This is a genomic window from Bacillus sp. PS217 (assembly GCF_037963535.1).
GTDB lineage: Bacteria > Bacillota > Bacilli > Bacillales > Bacillaceae > Bacillus > Bacillus subtilis.
Map to the genome: position 1 here is coordinate 2,773,740 of NZ_CP150157.1, position 15,670 is coordinate 2,789,409.

Annotated in this window: 16 protein-coding genes, 1 pseudogene and 1 other annotated feature (1 of these 18 running past the window's edge); of the genes and pseudogenes, 3 read left to right on the forward strand and 14 right to left on the reverse strand. The window is 43.4% G+C overall.

Annotation, left to right across the window (positions count from 1 at the left end):
* Positions 1-11 precede the first annotated feature (11 nt).
* The 8 genes from NSQ83_RS14475 to NSQ83_RS14510 form a co-directional block, all read right to left on the reverse strand.
* A complete protein-coding gene (locus NSQ83_RS14475) occupies positions 12-1,958 on the reverse strand; it encodes a DNA polymerase (protein ID WP_095374960.1) in 1,947 nt (648 codons plus the stop codon).
* Positions 1,955-2,497: a hypothetical protein gene (locus NSQ83_RS14480; protein WP_095374959.1), complete on the reverse strand. Its 543-nt coding sequence runs from the start codon at positions 2,495-2,497 to the stop codon at positions 1,955-1,957. The genes NSQ83_RS14475 and NSQ83_RS14480 overlap by 4 nt, the downstream gene beginning before the upstream one ends.
* Before the next feature lie 56 nt (positions 2,498-2,553).
* The gene (locus tag NSQ83_RS14485; protein WP_088613408.1) at positions 2,554-3,120 is read right to left on the reverse strand and encodes a DUF2815 family protein; all 567 of its coding nucleotides are present in this window, start codon (positions 3,118-3,120) and stop codon (positions 2,554-2,556) included.
* A 29-nt stretch (positions 3,121-3,149) separates the two neighbouring features.
* Positions 3,150-4,328, reverse strand: coding sequence for a DUF2800 domain-containing protein (locus tag NSQ83_RS14490; protein ID WP_213418937.1), 1,179 nt, complete (start codon positions 4,326-4,328; stop codon positions 3,150-3,152).
* The gene (locus NSQ83_RS14495; RefSeq protein ID WP_213418938.1) at positions 4,325-4,693 is read right to left on the reverse strand and encodes a hypothetical protein; all 369 of its coding nucleotides are present in this window, start codon (positions 4,691-4,693) and stop codon (positions 4,325-4,327) included. Before NSQ83_RS14495 ends, NSQ83_RS14490 begins: the two co-directional genes overlap by 4 nt.
* A gap of 12 nt (positions 4,694-4,705) precedes the next feature.
* Positions 4,706-5,107 carry a hypothetical protein gene (locus NSQ83_RS14500; protein ID WP_213418939.1) on the reverse strand — a complete coding sequence of 134 codons (402 nt, stop codon included), beginning with the start codon at positions 5,105-5,107 and terminating at the stop codon, positions 4,706-4,708.
* A gap of 92 nt (positions 5,108-5,199) precedes the next feature.
* Positions 5,200-5,352 carry a hypothetical protein gene (locus tag NSQ83_RS14505; protein ID WP_162835497.1) on the reverse strand — a complete coding sequence of 51 codons (153 nt, stop codon included), beginning with the start codon at positions 5,350-5,352 and terminating at the stop codon, positions 5,200-5,202.
* Between the two features lie 68 nt (positions 5,353-5,420).
* Positions 5,421-5,693 carry a helix-turn-helix transcriptional regulator gene (locus NSQ83_RS14510; protein ID WP_042975064.1) on the reverse strand — a complete coding sequence of 91 codons (273 nt, stop codon included), beginning with the start codon at positions 5,691-5,693 and terminating at the stop codon, positions 5,421-5,423.
* A 266-nt stretch (positions 5,694-5,959) separates the two neighbouring features.
* Between NSQ83_RS14510 and NSQ83_RS14515 the strand changes: the two genes are divergently transcribed.
* Genes NSQ83_RS14515 through NSQ83_RS14525 form a run of 3 tightly spaced genes read left to right on the forward strand, consistent with a single transcriptional unit; the run spans position 5,960 to position 8,321 of the window.
* The gene (locus NSQ83_RS14515; protein ID WP_213418940.1) at positions 5,960-6,394 is read left to right on the forward strand and encodes a helix-turn-helix transcriptional regulator; all 435 of its coding nucleotides are present in this window, start codon (positions 5,960-5,962) and stop codon (positions 6,392-6,394) included.
* A gap of 13 nt (positions 6,395-6,407) precedes the next feature.
* Positions 6,408-6,854, forward strand: a complete 447-nt coding sequence (locus NSQ83_RS14520) for an ImmA/IrrE family metallo-endopeptidase (protein ID WP_041345305.1) — start codon at positions 6,408-6,410, stop codon at positions 6,852-6,854.
* A gap of 48 nt (positions 6,855-6,902) precedes the next feature.
* A complete protein-coding gene (locus NSQ83_RS14525) occupies positions 6,903-8,321 on the forward strand; it encodes a recombinase family protein (protein ID WP_213418944.1) in 1,419 nt (472 codons plus the stop codon).
* Here NSQ83_RS14525 and radC read toward each other — a convergent pair.
* The 6 genes and pseudogenes from radC to valS all read right to left on the reverse strand — a co-directional run.
* Positions 8,320-8,741: pseudogene (gene radC / locus NSQ83_RS14530) on the reverse strand (DNA repair protein RadC); the annotation flags it as partial. The gene NSQ83_RS14525 and the pseudogene radC sit on opposite strands and share 2 nt — an antisense overlap.
* Positions 8,742-8,777: 36 nt before the next feature.
* Positions 8,778-9,347 (reverse strand): Maf family nucleotide pyrophosphatase, encoded by a 570-nt coding sequence (locus tag NSQ83_RS14535; RefSeq protein WP_088467303.1) that lies wholly within the window; start codon positions 9,345-9,347, stop codon positions 8,778-8,780.
* Positions 9,348-9,499: 152 nt separating this feature from the next.
* Positions 9,500-10,498: a stage II sporulation protein SpoIIB gene (spoIIB, locus tag NSQ83_RS14540; RefSeq protein WP_088467304.1), complete on the reverse strand. Its 999-nt coding sequence runs from the start codon at positions 10,496-10,498 to the stop codon at positions 9,500-9,502.
* A 133-nt stretch (positions 10,499-10,631) separates the two neighbouring features.
* Positions 10,632-11,378, reverse strand: coding sequence for an A24 family peptidase (locus tag NSQ83_RS14545; RefSeq protein ID WP_088467305.1), 747 nt, complete (start codon positions 11,376-11,378; stop codon positions 10,632-10,634).
* Between the two features lie 139 nt (positions 11,379-11,517).
* A complete protein-coding gene (locus NSQ83_RS14550; protein WP_041339279.1) occupies positions 11,518-12,810 on the reverse strand; it encodes a folylpolyglutamate synthase/dihydrofolate synthase family protein in 1,293 nt (430 codons plus the stop codon).
* Positions 12,811-12,869: 59 nt separating this feature from the next.
* The gene (gene valS / locus NSQ83_RS14555; protein ID WP_085187377.1) at positions 12,870-15,512 is read right to left on the reverse strand and encodes a valine--tRNA ligase; all 2,643 of its coding nucleotides are present in this window, start codon (positions 15,510-15,512) and stop codon (positions 12,870-12,872) included.
* A 59-nt stretch (positions 15,513-15,571) separates the two neighbouring features.
* Positions 15,572-15,670, reverse strand: a binding site (T-box leader); it runs 124 nt beyond the window's last position.

A 15,670-nucleotide genomic window follows, 5' to 3' on the forward strand; every position in this document is an offset into this window, starting at 1 on the left:
AGCCCCTACTATTAATCTTTTTTATAGTAATCTGTAACAAAGCCGTCCGCGGTCAAGGGTAGACCCTTAGCCCAAGAAATAGGCTCTCCCATAATGGCCTCTACTTTATCCAATTCATTTTTCCCTCGGGGAACATCCAGGACAGCTTCATCATGAACGTGCATGACAGTTTTATAGCCAGCATTGTCTAAACGCATAAGTGTAATAGCCAGACAATCCCGTGCAGTTGCCTGAACGATATTCTCGACAAGCTTGCCGCCGTATGTGTTCAATCGCCCCCACTTACCAGACTCAAGTTTCCCCTCATACGTAAGTGCTTCTTTACCGAAGCGCTCATCCAGTTCAAGTTTTGGCTTAGCATATGCTAGGCGTCTGCCTGACGGTAGCTGTACAAACAAAATGCCAGATTCACATAAGAAGGTTAGTCCGTGCTGAAGCTTGACTGGCTTTCTCTCTTTAACTGCTTTAATTGCTGCGGCTTCTACGTCATACCAAAACTTAACTATCTTTTTGTTTGCTGTCCGCCAAGCTTTTACAAGCTCAGGAAGTTCACCCTCTGCTAAGCCCATGTTTAGGGCACCCATCTGAATAAGTGCACCTTTTCCGCCCTGGTAGCCCAAAGCTAACTCGGCAACTTTACCTTTTTGTCTTAATGGGCTGCCTTTAGTGATTGACTCAACCGGAACCTTGAACATTTGCGCTGCCGAAGCCTCGTAAATCTTCCCGTGAGTGTTGAACACTTCCAAACGCCATTCTTCTCCTGCAAGCCAAGCAATTACACGGGCCTCGATGGCCGAGAAGTCAGAGACATAAAACTCATTACCTTCTGACGGGATAAAAGCTGTTCTAACAAGCTGAGACAGTACAAAAGGAACTTGGCCATAAAGCAATTCGATCGCTTCATAGTGTCCGCCCTTCAATAAGTTCCTGGCTGTGTCCAGGTCCTCTATCTTGTTTTGTGGCAAATTCTGAACTTGAACCAAACGTCCGGCCCATCTGCCAGTACGGCTGGCACCGTAAAATTGAAGTAAGCCGCGAACACGATTATCAGGGCAAAGAGCTTTCTCCATTGCCAGATACTTTTTAACTGAGGTTTTCGCCATTTCTTGCCTTAATCTCAAAACCCTGTGAACAGTTTCATCGTTTGTGTTTTCAATAAGTTCCTCTATTTTGTCTTTAGCTAGACTGGAAACAGTAAGCCCCTTCTCTTCAAGCCATTTTTTTAATTGCGCCGTACTGTTGGGATTGGGCAGACCGGTCAACTTCTTAGCCTCTGCTATTAAGCCGGCCTGATATTGTTCATCACAGGCTATTGCATGCTTGACTAGGTCCACATCTATCCGAACACCCCTATCATTTATTTCCTGATCTAACGCCCATAATTTATGTTCAGACTCCAAAGGTTCAAACTTGGAAATGCGGTTTTTGATTGCACGTTCTACTTCAACATCCTGGATACAATAGACTTTGAATTTCTCCCATTTCTCCGGGTCGTGCTCGGGTAGATTCCTAACCCTTTGCCCATTCGCCTTGGTTGGTTTACACGGTACTGAAAAGTAACGAATAAGGGCTTTACCTGCTTTATCCTTCTGCGCTGATAGCTTTAACGCTTTAGCCACTCCGTCAAGATTCCCAGGAAGCCCTAAAGTAGTAGCGTGGACAGCTGTACACCTCCACTGCGCCGGAAGCAGCATTAAATTAAAATGCTTTGCAATACACGTTCTTTCAAAGTTAGCGTTATATGCCGTCTTGATTACCTTCGAACTTGTCAGCGCCACAAGCACCTCATGCGGTAGCGTATCCCCCTGAGCCAGATCAATTATTTTTACAGGATCATCATCGAAAGCATAAGCAAACAACAAAATTTCAAAGTCAGGGGCTTCTGTGTACGCGTAAACGCCTGCTTTTAAAAGATCAACGCTTGAGAATGTTTCTATATCAATTGATAAAGTTTTCAATTAGAAGCCCGCCTTTTTTGAAAAAATAGCCCATTTACATCCCCGTATTTTTCTTGGAAAGCTTTACGGCCGAGTTGGGCAACCTCTTGACGTGATCTAAGGGGTGTAACTGCAGCTTCGTAAGGGTCCATTCCGCAGTTATTGACCCGGTTAATATAGGTCAGGTATTTAATGCCGTTCGACTCAGCAAGAGCTATCAACTCAGGGGAATGACGATAGTGTTTATTACGAGACGAATGCTTTTGTACTTTTTTCATGTTCTCCCTCACGTCAGATGCCGGGGTTGTCGCGGCCTTTTCTTCATCCCAGCCCAGCCTATTCACACGGGCAAAAAATAAGTTTCGGTGAATTCCGTTTGATACTGCAACATCAGCCCATTTTGACTTTGGCTTGCGTTTTTTTACTGGTGTTGTTATGGCCCTTTCTTTATCCCATCCTGAGAAACGTATTCTTCTTTCAAGGCGTATTTTGTCAATACCGTTTTTAGCTGCCCGTTCGTATTCTTGAGGTGTGATATACCAGTCTGATGGATTAAACATGTTTTCACTCCCAATCTATTAAAAAGGGGAAACTCTCGTCTCCCCTCATAGTTCTTTTAATCTAAAAAGCTTTCTTCATCGTCTTCAAAGTCATCAACTGCATCAAAGTCATCTTGAGCTCGTGAGCGACCACCCAGGTAGTCCCCATCCTCAAGTTTTTGGATGTTATTTAAACCGCAAGCAATCCCTTTGTTTCCGGCTGTGTTGAACGCGTAGAAGTTAATTGAAACGCGGCCGTAGCAACCACTGTAAAGTTCTTCTGAATCAATAATGTCATTTAGATGTCTATCTACAATGCCTGGTTTAGTCTTGCTTGAGGCATTCAAGAAATAGCAGCCTGCATATTCCTCCTGGTCTGGTCTTTCTTCATCCCCATCGCGCAAAGGTGTTTTGAGGTTTGCTGGGATTTTACCGCCCCATTTGCTGGCGCCAGCTTGTTTAGCTGCTTCAATTGCGGCCTTGATTTTTCTTAGTGTTTCCTTATCAGTTTTCGGGATAAGAATTGCAGTGCTGTATTTTGGCTCTTGGCCGTCCTCGATTGCATGAGGTTGAAAAGCGTGAAGATATGAAAAGCGTACCTTTCCTGTTACTACCTTTGTGTTTGTGTTTTTGTTAACTGCCATTTTGCATGTCTCCTTTTGATTTGAGTTTTTTATTTGAAATCAGCTATTGCTGATTCAGTTGAATTTAATTCAGGCCGTTTGTCCGATTCAGGAACAAGAGTTGGCTTCCCTGCCGGTTTTATAACCAGGTCTTGCAGTAATTCATTAAATGCTTTTTTGCCGATACTTTTTTCTAAGGCTGACACTCCCAGAACCTCCGGTTTTGTAAGCACTTGTTCTGGTTCGTAACCTTCGGCCAAGAGAGTATTTTTCACTGCATCTTTGTCCGCGTATTTCCGGTTACTTCTGCCCTCAACAAGCTTCCATCCTGGTATCTTCTCCCCGTGGTGTTCGGCTTGTGCGAGGGAATAATCTTGTACATCCTTAACCCACCTTTTGAGCTCTTCTGCTTCGTAGAGAATTGCCCCTAGGTCCTCCTTTGATAGAAGCTCAGGCTTTTGAAAATCAAACCGCGCTAACTCTAGATTTTTCTTAGCCCTTGCTGCACAGGTCGCTTTTGCCCTGCAGAATCTGCAGTGTTCACCGGCTTCAAAGTCACCCTCACCCTTCCAGGCCATTTGCGCCCGGGGTTTAACAAATTCATTGGCCCATGCCATAAGCTCAGGTACTGATAGCTCATATGTAGATACGCTATCTAGTCGCGGCTGTACAATCGTCATGCGAACAAATTCGATGTCATATAGAGCGCCAAATTGATTTAGTGCCCCTAATGCATAGAGCATCATTTGAGTGTTTTGTTCTGCTTCCACGGGTACGCCTTTCCCATATTTCAGGTCTATCACTTCCATAACTTCATCAGCTATGATCAAAGCGTCACCGGTCCCAAAGCCTTCGGGAACCCACTCGCTGAAATCTAAGCGCTGTTCAAGTAAGATAGTCGCGTCACCTTTGTCAGCCTCAAGAGCATTAAATTTTTCAATCACTAAATCTGAATAGGTCGTGACATATTCCAGCATTGAATCAGAATACAACTCATGCTTTTTTAGCTTGTTTAGTCGTCGCGTCCGTGTAGCTTTAGAAATTTGCCCAATGTGATATTGAAGCAGCACCTCTGACACTTCGTGTGCCAGGGTCCCTTCTTCTGCAAACTCACTTGTCGTTTCTTCAAACTGATCTTCTAAACGCGCGCTTGGCGTACAGGTGAGCCAGCGTTTTGAGCCTGACGCAGATAACTTCGCGTGGGCTCTATCGGCGTGCCCCTGCGTCATAGCTGCTCCGCCAGTTCAAGTAATTCCGCATAATGCTCTTTTGGAACCTCGGTCAGCTTTTTAGCGCCGTATTTCGCGAATAGCTGCTTTATCTCGGCTTGTTTGCCTTCCTGGGATTTTTCAGCCAACTTTTGGCGAACGACTTTAATATCAATTCCCTGCGCGTCCTCCTGGGCTGCTTTCTGGTTTGCTTCGGTCTCAGGCTCCTTTTTAACTTCAACTGGCTTTTTCTCTGCAGGCTTTTCCTTTTCGGCCTTAACCTCAGCAGCCTTATTTACGGACAGAGGGCTCGCAGAAAGGGCGTCTGCTAATGCTTGGAGCGATTTAGCAAGCTCTGGCGCTTCAATTTTTAAAGTGATATTCATAAGTACAACCTCCTATTTTTGATTGCGGAAAGCCGCAATTTCTTTCTTTTTTGCTTTGCGAATTTTTAATTTGTAATCCTCTTCCTCGTATTGGCAGTCTTCGACCTGGGCCGCAGTGACTTTGCCCTTTTCAACGAGTTCAGCAATCGTGATAGGATTTAACTTTGACACTGGCAGGCCTACGATGTTTCCAAGCTTTGCCTTATCGAATTTAGTAGAGACTTTTTTGACGGCTTCGATTATCGTCGCCTTGTCATCACGGTAAACAAGTACAGGACCGTTCTGTCTTAAGAAAGCGACCAAACGAGCTGTCCGAGCGTTAATACTTGAAGCTAATGCCGAACGGTCTTTCTTTGCCTGGTTAAGGTCTTGGAAAAACGCGTTCGCTTGAGAAACTGAGCTAATGGCTGACATGGTAAAACCTCCGGTTTCATATTTTTGGTCCGCATGATATAATTGCGGCGTTATTTGTTTTACAATGGGTCGCCTCGGCAAAGGCGGCTTTTTTACACTGTAGGTCTTGCTACAAGATAAGCCCTGCAGTATTTAAGCATTTGGTTGTGAGAAAAATCCGCAATTTTGGATCTATTCATTTTTCGCATCTTCTGCTCAAATTCAGCGAAGAAGGCTGCAAGTTCAATTGCCTTTTCCCTCTGCATTTGAACCCCCTCCTTTCTCCAAGGCTTCTTTTTCAAGCAACCTTGGAACTGATAGCTTCATAAAAAACTCATAAAGCTTGTCTTCTACATGTGCCGGAAGCTCTTTCATATCCACCCTCCTTAACTACTTGTATTTCCGTCATTTTTAACACATTTAAATCCAGATTTATAAAAATTGCTATTCTGGAAAGTGTCTTTGTGCTCGGCAGATATCTTCCGTTTTCGATGTCAGAAAGGTAAGTCCTAGACAGGCCCAGTGCCTGCGCCATTTCTGTCTGCTTCAAGTGCCTTTCTTTCCTTTTATGCTTGATTAAAGCTCCAAGCTTTTTCCCATCCAGCATGTTTATCACCTCCCGTTAAGGTATGGCTAAATTGTACGGTATTCACGACATTTTGTAAAAGTCGAAATATGACGAAATTCAAGCATTTTAAAGATTTAGAGAGTATTTAGCTTGTATTTCCGTCATTTTGCTAAAAAATACTTGTATTTCCGTCATTTTTAGCATTGTATTTCCGACATTTGGGTACTATAATTGTGTCATACTAAACGACACGCGACACAATGGGAGCTTTTTAGGCCTTGCTGTGTTGTAAAGGAGATAAAATCATGACTGTAGGGCAGAGAATTAAAGCTATTAGGAAGGAACGGAAGTTAACTCAAGTACAACTGGCTGACAAGGCAAATCTTTCTCGTTCATACCTTGCAGATATTGAGAGAGATAGATACAACCCAAGCCTTTCCACTTTGGAATCTGTAGCAGGGGCACTTGGTGTGCAGGTCTCTGCAATTGTTAGTGAAGAAAACCTTATAAAAGAAGAGCCTGCAGAATATAACGCTAAAGAAGAAAAAGACATTGCAAAGCGTATGGAGGAAATAAGAAGGGACTTAGAGAACTCGGACGGACTAAGCTTCTCTGGTGAGCCTATGAGTCCCGAAGCCGTTGAGTCTCTCATGGAAGCAATGGAGCACATCGTTCGTCAAACACAAAGAATCAATAAGAAATACACACCAAAGAAATACAGAAAAGACGATCAAGAATAGGGGGCCTTATACTTTGATAAAAGCAGCTGTGCAAAAACTAATTAAAAAGTATAAAACCAGTAATCCTTATGAACTTGCATCATATCTAAATATTAATGTCATTCAATGGGACTTACACCATGAAATAATGGGGTTTTATAAATACGACAAAAGAAACAAATACATCGTTATCAATTCAAACTTAAGCCAGGGTAAAAAAACATTTGTCTGCGGTCATGAACTTGGGCACGCACAATTACACCCTCGCGCTAATACCCCATTCATGAAAGAGCATACTCTTTTCTCAGTTGATAAGGTGGAAGTTGAGGCAAACACTTTTGCCGTTGAACTTCTTCTACCAGATTGGGTTATAAGCCAGTACAAAAATACGAATTTCACCCTAAAAGATGTCGCTGTGATGAATGGGGTGCCTGCAGAGCTAGCGCATTTAAAGGATTTATCCGAGTTTAAAAATTTTTAACCTCAAAACAGAACATATGTTTCCAGAAAGGAGCTTCACTTGAATCTAATGGAGGAAAGCAACCAAAAGAGTGTCGGGATATACGTTAGGGTTTCGACAGAAGAGCAAGCAAAGGAAGGCTATTCAATAGCTGCCCAAAAGGAAAAACTAAAAGCCTATTGCGTTTCCCAGGGATGGGCAAACTATAAATTTTATATAGACGAAGGAAAATCAGCTAAAGATATACATAGACCGTCACTGGAATTAATGCTCAGACATATAGAACAAGGCATAATTAACACAGTTCTAGTCTATAGGCTCGACAGGCTGACTCGGTCTGTTCGTGACCTCTACTCTCTTTTAGACTACTTTGACAAGTACAATGCCGTTTTCAGGTCCGCCACTGAGGTCTATGATACGGGGTCAGCAACTGGCCGTCTTTTTATCACGTTAGTTGCTGCCATGGCTCAATGGGAAAGAGAGAATTTAGGGGAACGGGTAAAAATGGGCCAAGTCGAAAAGGCTCGACAGGGACAATATAGTGCTCCTGCCCCTTTTGGTTTCACAAAAGAAGGTGAGTACCTGGTCAAGAATCCTCAAGAGGGTAAAATACTCTTAGATATGATTGATAAGATCAAAAAAGGTTATTCACTTAGAGAATTGGCAGACTATCTCGACGAATCTGATGCTATGCCTAGAAGGGGATATAAATGGCATATAGCATCTATACTCGTAATGTTGAAAAATCCGGTACTGTACGGCGCTTTTCGGTGGGGTGATGAAATAATTGAAGATGCTTTTGAGGGCTATATCTCTAAAGAGGAATTTGATCAGCTACAAAAAATATTACACGACCGGCAAAATTTTAAGAAAAGAGAAACCTACTCAATTTTCATATTCCAAACAAAAATAATCTGCCCAAATTGCGGAAATCGGCTTACAAGTGAGCGCTCTAAGTATTTCAGGAAAAGAGACAATAAACACGTTGAAAGTAATCATTATAGGTGCCAAGCTTGTCTTTTGAATAAACGCCCCACTATTGGGGGCAGTGAAAAAAAATTTGAAAAAGCTTTAATTGAGTATATGCAAAATTTAAAACTTAAGCGTGTACCGAAAATACCGGAAGAGAAACAACAGGACTATGAAAAGCTTCATCAAAGAATAATCAGTATTGAAAAACAAAGAAAAAAATATCAAAAAGCTTGGTCTATGGATTTAATGACAGACCAAGAGTTCGAACAGTTGATGTCAGAAACTAAAGAAGCTTTACAAAAAGCAACTGCTGAACTCGAAAAAGAGCAGATTTCCCATCCCCCTAAAAAGCCTATTGATATTGAACGAGCTAAAGAGCTAGTAAGGATGTTTAAAGAAAACTGGTCTGTCCTTACTAGTGAAGAGAAAAGACAATTTGTCCAAGAAATGATAAAACAAATTGAATTCGAGAAGAAAGACGGTAAAATCAAGGTTTTAGACATTCAATTTTATTAGTGTTTATGTAAAGTATGAGCAGACAAAATGCTCCTGGGTTAAAAAGCGCATATCCTCCATGACAAGATTAGCGCCGTCTTCCGGGGAGCGAATAACGAAATGTTCTTCGTTGGCTAATTTATGAATCCGGCTTCCAAGCTCAACTGCAGCCAGTATTTGAATCGCTTTTACCATACCGATTCCCGGGATGCTCGACAGCTCTTCAACCGATGCTTCCTTGAGCAGGCGCAGCCCGTCAAATGAGCGCAGCAGCCGGTTTGACAGGTCCAAAACAGATTCGTGTTTAGTCCCTGTCCGCAATAATATAGCCAAAAGTTCATGATTCGCTAAGTTCTCGGCTCCGACTTTCAGGAGCCGTTCTCTTGGCTTTTCTTTGATTGGGAAATCTTTGAGTTTTAATGGCAGATCGTGTATGACCAAGCACTCCTTTTCTTTCCCTTCCCGTTTATAGAACCGTCATGCCCTTATATCAAAATGGCGAAGAGCTCTCATTGTTTTTGATATAGGAAGGCCCATGACTGAATAATAATCTCCGTCTATTTTCTTTACAAAAAGCGCGCCTCTTCCTTGGATGCCGTATGCACCTGCTTTATCCATCGGCTCTTTTGTTTCAATATATGTCCAAATCTCTTCTTCACTGAGGGACCAAAACGCAACCTCTGTCTTATCATAAAAAGTCTCGCTGTGATTTTCAGCTTGAATGCTGACCGCGGTTATTACTGAGTGGCTTCGGCCTGAAAGCCTCCGCAGCATAGAAGCAGCTTCTTCTTGACCCTGCGGTTTGCCAAGGCATTCGCCGTCAAGGCATACCATTGTATCAGCACCGATAACGATTGCATGCGGGTGGAGATCAGCTACAGCCTTAGCTTTTTGTTTTGCCAACCATTGGACGTTTTCTTCTGGTGAAAAGTTTCGATTTAATTTTTCTTCTACTTCACTGACAATAATGGAGTAGGGCAGCTGGAGAAGATCGAGGAGTTCTTTCCTGCGCGGAGATTGGGATGCAAGTATTAGCGGTTTTGTCATGTTCGTCATCCTTTCAGGGTTTGCTTAAGAAAAAAAGATACTCGTTTATCCTACCAAATCACGAGGCTTGTCACAATTTCAGAAAAATAACTTTTTCATGACAAAATAAAAAAAGCCTGTCACTAAAGGACGAAGGCTCAGGGCACTATCTCTTATTTTACGACGGCTAACAGCTCCTGCTGAGCCTTCCACCCGGCTTCAGCACTTGGATCCTCTAATTCCTTTAAAGCCTGCAAAATCGCTTTTTTCTCTCCTGTTTCTGACGCTTTTATTTCACCAAGAGACTTTTCTATTTTCTCTACACTCGCTTTTGTAATGTCTTCGCCGAGAATCGCCTTTGCTGCAAGCTCCGCTGTTTCCTTAAAAGAATCTGTCATATCTGACTCTATTGATAAGGAAAGCTCCTTGCCTCCCCAGGCTTCAAAATCACTGTCGATTAAAACCTGTCCTAACTGCTGTGAGACATCCTTATCACTGGCTAAGCCCGCGATGACATACGTATACCCGTCATCCTTTGACAGTGACACGGCGGAATATCCTTTTTCGGTCAATTGTTCTGTTAACGTTTCGGCACCCTTTTCATTTGAAAATTTTCCGGCTTGTACAGCGTATGTTTTATATGTACCTTCAGTTTGCGCCGCTTGTTTTTCTGTGCCTGAAGTTTGTTTATCAGTTGAAGTATCCCCTGCTTTTGCCGTTTGGCTGCCTAGAGAATCCTCTAAAGAGGCCGGTGCTGACGCTTCTTTATTCCCCGATATGCTTAACGCGAATAGCCCTAATCCAGTGCCAATGACAGCCGCGAAGGCAATCGTCGCAGCCACTCTTTTTACTGGTTTGGCAGTCCCGGTCTTTCCTTTTGCATAAGACTTTGTTTTTTTCTTTTGATAAGGAGGAACAACTTTAGGATCCTCTTTAAACACCTTGTCTTCCTCTGAATCCCAATTGAATTCATCTTCATCAGGATGTTCCTGGGATGCCGCAACCTCTTGTTCTGCCTGTCTTTTTTCCTCCCAATTTGAAAATGTCATGCTTTTATCCGCCTCTGTCTCAGGCGTCTCTTGTTCGTAAACCGTCTCTTCTTTTCCATTAATCGTCACCTTGAGGGCTTTTTCTGCGGCTTTACTGTTTTTTTTATTCTTTCTTTTTTTCAATTCCGCTTCCTCCCTTCATTTGCTTGACCGTTCTTGTCGGCTTTTCATGCTACACACTTTAGCACAGGCAAAGAAAAAAAGAACAAGACTTTTGTCGCCTTGTCCAAAAAACGTTCGTCAAATTTTTCAGCAGTCAGCCCAATGCCATTTTGATATAAAAAGAAATGATAGAGTCACCGTATAAATAGGCTAAAATGCTCCCTGCGGCTATAGCGGGGGCGAAGGGAAGCGGCTGCCTTTTAGCGAGTCTACCAGTCAGAACAGCTGCCGCTCCATATAATGCACCTATCAAAACTGAAAAGAAAAAGGCAGCTGCCAGCATTTTCACACCAAGCATAAAGCCAATCACCGCAAATAATTTAATATCTCCTCCCCCTACTCCCCCATGGGTGATTGCGGCAATTACAGCCAGAAATAGAAATCCGGCTGCCGCACCTAGCAGGCCTGCATACCAGGAATCAAGTGGAGAAATCAATCTCGCGGCCGCCAAAAAGGGAAGAAAGAAAATCAATATTCGATTTGGAATCAGCATAAAATGAATATCTGTCACTGCAACAATAATGAGAAGAGAGATAAACACCACAGCGGGAAACAGTTCCAGCGATGTGCCAAAGCGTATTCCTGCGGCAGCAAATAAACACGCTGTCACAAGCTCTGCTGCGGGATACATAAAAGAAATCCTATGCCCGCAGCTTTTACATTTACCTTTTTGAAATAGGAATGACAGGATGGGAATTAATTCTGCAGGAGTTAATGTCCGCCGGCAAAACGGGCATGATGAACGGGGCGCAATAATAGATAGATGTAAGGGGATACGGCACCCGGCCGTATAGTAAAAAGAACCAAGGATAAGTCCGAAGATAAAAAGAATGGATAGCATAGACAACACACCTTTACTCATTGAGTTCTGGTATGGATTGTAGCAAAATGGACATCCTGAGCTCCAATTGGAAATATTCAATTTTACACATAAAAAAACGGCAGAATCTTTTTTTTGATTCTGCCGGAGCCGGATACTTTTATTTCAACCTTTTTCGAATGTCAGAAATAAAGTAAAGAGATCCGGTAATCAGCACAATTTCATTTGAGCCCTTTTTGCTTTCTATGAATTTGATCACATCGTCTGGATCTTCACTCCAGCTTTTATTGCTGATTTCACTTGCATCATAGAGATCTTTTGCAAGAGAAGCACGCGGGAAATCAAAAGAAGCAAAATGAATCGCATGAGCAATGGTTTCCAGTCTTTTAATCATGTTCTGATACGGTTTGTCCTTTAACGCGCTAAACACCACAGAAATGCGTGAATTGGCGAAACGCTGCTTCATCGTTTCCGCCAGCTTTTCAACACCTTCTTCGTTATGCGCACCGTCTAAATATACCGGAGGATGTTCCTGAACAAGCTCTAACCGTCCCGGCCAAGCAGCCTTCACAAGCCCGCTCCTTAACGCTTCGTCACTGATATGGGCGATATTCTCCTTATTGAGCCACTCCGCAGCCAAAATGGACAAAGCAGCATTTTGTCTTTGATGGGTGCCAATCAGAGATGTCCGAATATCTTCATAGCATTTCTCTTCCGTTTTGAATGAAAACTGTTCTCCTGCAGGCAGAGCCTCTTCATTGAAAATAACACATGCATCATGCAATGACTGGAACGGCGCAGCATGCCGTTGAGCTTCATGGCGGATGACCTGTAAAGCTTCCGGCTGGGTAACTGCTGTAACGATTGGAATACCTTCTTTAATAATACCGGCCTTTTCTCCTGCAATTTCTTCAATGGTGTTTCCCAAAATATTCATATGATCGTGTCCAATGCTTGTAATCACAGTTAAGAGCGGTTCAACCACATTAGTAGAATCGAATCTACCGCCCAGACCTGTTTCAAAAATAACAAAATCGACCTTATGAAACTCTGCAAAATATAAAAACGCACAAGCTGTCATAATTTCAAATTCTGTCGGCTGTCCGTATTCCGTTTGATCAAGGGCTTCAACGTGCGGTTTCATTTGATTGACGAGTGCTGTCCATTCCTCATCTGAAATCGGTATCCCGTTTACGCTGATCCGTTCATTAAACGTAATAATATAAGGCGATGTAAATGTTCCAACCGTATATCCGGCTTCCTGCAGCATAGAACGGATAAAAGCCACAGTTGATCCTTTACCGTTTGTTCCTGCGACGTGGAACGCTCGGATTTTTTTTTCAGGATGTCCTAACCGCGCCATCAGCTGTTTCATTCGACCAAGTCCGGGCTTCACCCCGAATTTTAGCCTCCCGTGAATCCAGCTGCGCGCATCTTGATATGCAGTAAACAATGATAATCCCCTCTTTTATAAGACAAGGCGGTTTCTCTAGAAACCGCCCCGGCTTTTCATTAACCCTTCAGCTCAGCCATTCGTTTTTGAACAGCGTCACGCTTCGCCACATAATCTTTTTCTTTTTCACGTTCTTCATCAATTACGTGTGCAGGCGCTTTTTTCATAAATCCTTCATTTCCAAGTTTCTTTTGGACACGCTCAACTTCTTTTGTCAGTTTATCAAATTCTTTTTGCAGACGGGCAATTTCTTCATCAATATTGATTAAGCCTTCAAGCGGAAGAATAACCTCTGCTCCTGAGACAACGGCCGTCATCGCCTTATCAACAGCCTCAATATCGGTGCCAATTTTAAGCACACTCGGATTCGTAAAGCGTTCAACATATGAACGGTTTGCTTCGAGGCGGGCTGCTATTTCGTCTGTGCTTGTTTTAATGTACAGTTCAACCTGCTTGCTCATTGGCGTATTGACTTCACTGCGGATATTGCGCACAGAACGGATCAGCTCAACAAGAAGCTTCATGTCAGCTGCCGCTTCAGTATCGGTATGCTCCGGCACTACTACAGGCCATTGACTTACTGTAATCGAGTCCCCTTGGTGAGGAAGGTGCTGCCAAATTTCCTCCGTTAAGAATGGCATAAACGGATGGAGCAGACGCATCGTTTGATCAAGTACGTAAGCAAGGATGGAACGGGTAGTTTTCTTAGCCGCTTCGTCTTCTCCATAAAGCGGAAGCTTCGCCATTTCAATATACCAATCACAGAAATCATCCCAAATAAAGTTATATAAATGGCGTCCTACTTCACCAAATTCATATCGATCAGCAAGCTGGGTCACGTGCTCGATCGTTTCATTTAATCGCGTTAAAATCCACTTGTCAGCGACTGATTTTTCGCCTGACAGATCAAGCTCATCGTACGTCATGCCATCCATATTCATTAATGCAAAACGGGAGGCGTTCCAAATTTTATTGGCAAAATTCCAGGTCGATTCCACTTTTTCATAGCTGAAGCGCAGATCCTGGCCAGGAGAGCTTCCAGTCGCAAGGAAATAACGCAGAGAATCGGCTCCGTACTTGTCAATCACATCCATCGGGTCGACACCGTTGCCAAGAGATTTACTCATTTTCCGGCCTTGCTCGTCACGGATTAAGCCGTGGATTAAAACATCTTTGAACGGGCGCTCGCCTGTAAATTCAATACCTTGGAAAATCATGCGTGATACCCAGAAGAAAATGATATCGTACCCTGTCACGAGAACATCTGTCGGATAGTAGCGTTTAAAGTCTTCAGCCGTTACATCAGGCCAGCCCATTGTGGAGAAAGGCCATAGCGCAGAACTGAACCATGTATCCAGTACGTCTGTATCCTGTTCCCAATTTTCGCTGTCTTCCGGCGCTTCAAGCCCGACATATAGCTCGCCTGTTTCTTTATGATACCAGGCAGGAATACGATGGCCCCACCACAATTGACGGGAGATACACCAGTCGCGGATGTTTTCCATCCAGTGTAAATACGTTTTTTCGAAACGGTCAGGCACAAAGTTGACCTTTTCTTCTTTCTTTTGCAGCTCAATCGCTGCATCAGCAAGCGGCTGCATGCGCACAAACCATTGTGTAGAAAGATAAGGCTCCACAACAGCCCCGCTTCGTTCACTATGGCCGACAGAGTGCATATGATCCTCGATCTTGAAGAGAACTCCCGCCTCCTGTAAATCTTTCACGAGCTTTTTGCGGCATTCAAAACGATCCATGCCTTGATATTGCAGAGCATTTTCATTCATCGTGCCATCTTCATTCATGACAAGAATGCGTTCTAAATTGTGGCGGTTGCCAAGCTCGAAGTCGTTCGGATCATGAGCAGGCGTAATTTTCACGGCACCTGAACCAAATTCCATATCAACATAGTCATCACCGACAATCGGAATTTCACGATTTACAATCGGCAGGATCACCGTTTTTCCGATAAGGTGTTTATAGCGCTCGTCTTCAGGGTGAACGGCAACAGCTGTATCACCGAGCATTGTTTCAGGACGTGTCGTCGCAATTTCAATTGAGCCTGAACCGTCAGCAAGCGGATAGCTCATATGATAGAATGCGCCTTGAACATCCTTGTAAATCACCTCAATGTCGGATAGGGCTGTTTTTGTCGCTGGGTCCCAGTTAATAATATATTCGCCTCTGTAGATCAGGCCTTTTTCATAAAGCTTAACGAATACTTCTCTTACCGCTTTGCTCAAGCCTTCATCCAGCGTAAAACGTTCACGGGAATAATCTAGGCCAAGACCTAATTTCGCCCACTGGCTGCGAATAAAGTCAGCATATTCTTCCTTCCACTTCCACGTTTCTTCGAGGAATTTTTCACGGCCTAAATCGTAGCGGGATTTGCCTTCTTCACGAAGTTTCGCCTCTACTTTAGCCTGTGTCGCGATGCCGGCGTGGTCCATGCCAGGAAGCCACAGCACATCATAGCCCTGCATGCGTTTCATTCTTGTTACAATGTCTTGCAGCGTTGTGTCCCATGCGTGGCCAAGGTGAAGTCTTCCTGTTACGTTTGGCGGCGGGATGACAACAGAGTATGGCTCTTTTGTCTGGTCACTGCCCGCTTCAAAAAATTTGCCTTTTAGCCAAAAATCATATCGGTCTTTTTCAACCGCTGCCGGATCATATTTCGTCGGCATTGTTTGTTCATTCGTTTCCATCATAACCCTCCAGCATGTTTAAAAATGGCTGAGAACGAAAAAAGAGCTCTTCATCCCTGTAAAAGGACGAAAAGCTCTTTCGCGGTACCACCTTTTTTCATGAACTCTATCAGTTCATGCACTTATAACGGATAACGGGTGTTTCCCGAATTTCTCTA